Below are 1,803 nucleotides of genomic sequence, written 5' to 3' on the forward strand. Positions count from 1 at the left end.
CGAATCCTCAGGGAAAGCCCGACACGGCTCTCTATATCGCCTTCGCTGGACGCAAGCATGCATGTCCCTGCATGTACTTTAGCGCCTGTGGAGGTTGTTGATGAAAACGCTCCTGTCTCAGAGATTCACTGCTTATATCGGAATAGATTGGGCAGATACCAAGCACGACGTGTGTTTGCAGGTCGCAGGGGAAAACCTGCGGCACTTCTCTGTCATCGACCACACGCCCCAATCGATTGATCGTTGGGCGAAATCGTTGTTTGAGCGCTACGGCGCTCCGATTGCGATTGCTCTTGAGCTCAACAAGGGGCCGTTGGTGGCGGCCCTGCAAAAGTACGAGTTCTTTTGCCTGTTCCCGATTAATCCGAGCACCTTGGCCAAACACCGTAAAACCTTTGTCCGCAGCGGTGCCAAGGATGATCCGACCGATGCTCAATGGGCGCTTGAGTTGTTGCTCACCTATCCCCAACGGTTTGCGCAGCTGATGCCGCAAAGCCCGGCCATGCGTATTTTGGCCAGCCTGACAGAACATCGGCGTGCACTGGTTGATGAGCGAGTGAAGGTCAGCAACCGCTTGATCGGTACGCTCAAACAGTATTATCCATTGGCCCTGGAGCTGTTTAGCAATCATGACACCGTGGTGTTCTGTGACTTCCTGATGCGCTGGCCCGCGCTTGAATACATCAAGCGTTCTCGTCAGAGTACTTTTCTCAAGTTCTTTAGCGAGCACAACGCTCGTCACCCTCAACTCAATCAAGCGCGCTGGGAAATCATCACCCAAGCGATGCCTTTGACGCAGGACCCGGGGGTAATACGTCCTTCGCAGTTGTACGCAACAGCCTTGGCGTCGCAACTCAAAGGGCTCATTTCCACCATCAAGGATTTTGATCGCGAGATCGAAGAAACGGCCAACACCTTGACCGATTACCCGATCTTTAAAGCACTCCCTGGCGCCGGCCAACATCTTGCACCGCGCCTGATGGTGGCTTTTGGTGAGCAGCGTGATCGATTTAGCGATGCCAATGCGATGCAGCGATATGCCGGAATCGCACCCGTTACCCAGCGCAGCGGAAAGAAGAAAGTCGTGCATTGGCGCTACCAATGCTCAACCTTCTTGCGTCAGACCTTTGTCGAATGGGCCGCTCACAGCATCACTCAATCAACGTGGGCCGAGGCTTATTATCGGCAGCAGCGGGCTAAAGGCTGCTCATACCAGGCGGCCCTGAGAGCACTCGCTTTTAAGTGGATCAGAATCGTCCATCGGTGCTGGAAAACCAGCACCGTCTATGACGAAAAGGCTTATTTGCAGGCTTTAACGCGGCGCGGATCAACGTTGATAGAGGCGCCGATGGAGGTAGCCACAGGTTGACGGACAGGCTCAGGGCGTGAGGGGGCGGTGCGTCAACATCAAAAGCTGCAGGCGAGCTAACGCTCGACCTGTTGAGTGGTGAAAGGCAAGGCGGATGTGCTCTGATTTTTTGTGGGAGCTGGCTTGTCGGGTCGCCGCATCGCTGCGATGGCGGCCTGACAGCCGACCAATCTCTTGCAGATGCACATCATCCCTGTGGGAACTGGCTTGCCTGCGAAGGCGGCCTGACAGCCGACCAATCTCTTGCAGATGCACATCATCCCTGTGGGAGCTGGCTTGCCTGCGATGGCGGCCTGTCAACCGACCAATCTTCCCCGGATGTACCCAGTCCAACTGTGGGAGCGAGCCTGCTCGCGAAGCTGTTGATCTTGCCGTTGCTTTGGCTTTGGCTTTGGCTTTTGATCTTGATCTGCTGCCCCTTTCCCAGAGGCCGA

1 protein-coding gene is annotated in these 1,803 nt (G+C 55.5%); it reads left to right on the forward strand.

What is annotated here, in order from left to right; all coding sequences use genetic code 11:
• The first annotated feature begins 100 nt into the window (after positions 1–100).
• Positions 101–1,369: an IS110 family transposase gene (locus PMI36_RS00005; protein WP_008076766.1), complete on the forward strand. Its 1,269-nt coding sequence runs from the start codon at positions 101–103 to the stop codon at positions 1,367–1,369.
• Positions 1,370–1,803: the final 434 nt, after the last annotated feature.

It is taken from the genome of Pseudomonas sp. GM79, from assembly GCF_000282495.1.
Classification (GTDB): domain Bacteria; phylum Pseudomonadota; class Gammaproteobacteria; order Pseudomonadales; family Pseudomonadaceae; genus Aquipseudomonas.

What these genes read in the sequence shown, in the direction of transcription:
- PMI36_RS00005 (WP_008076766.1), top strand. Translation starts at nt 101, where the DNA reads ATGAAAACGCTCCTGTCTCAGAGATTCACTGCTTATATCGGAATAGAT.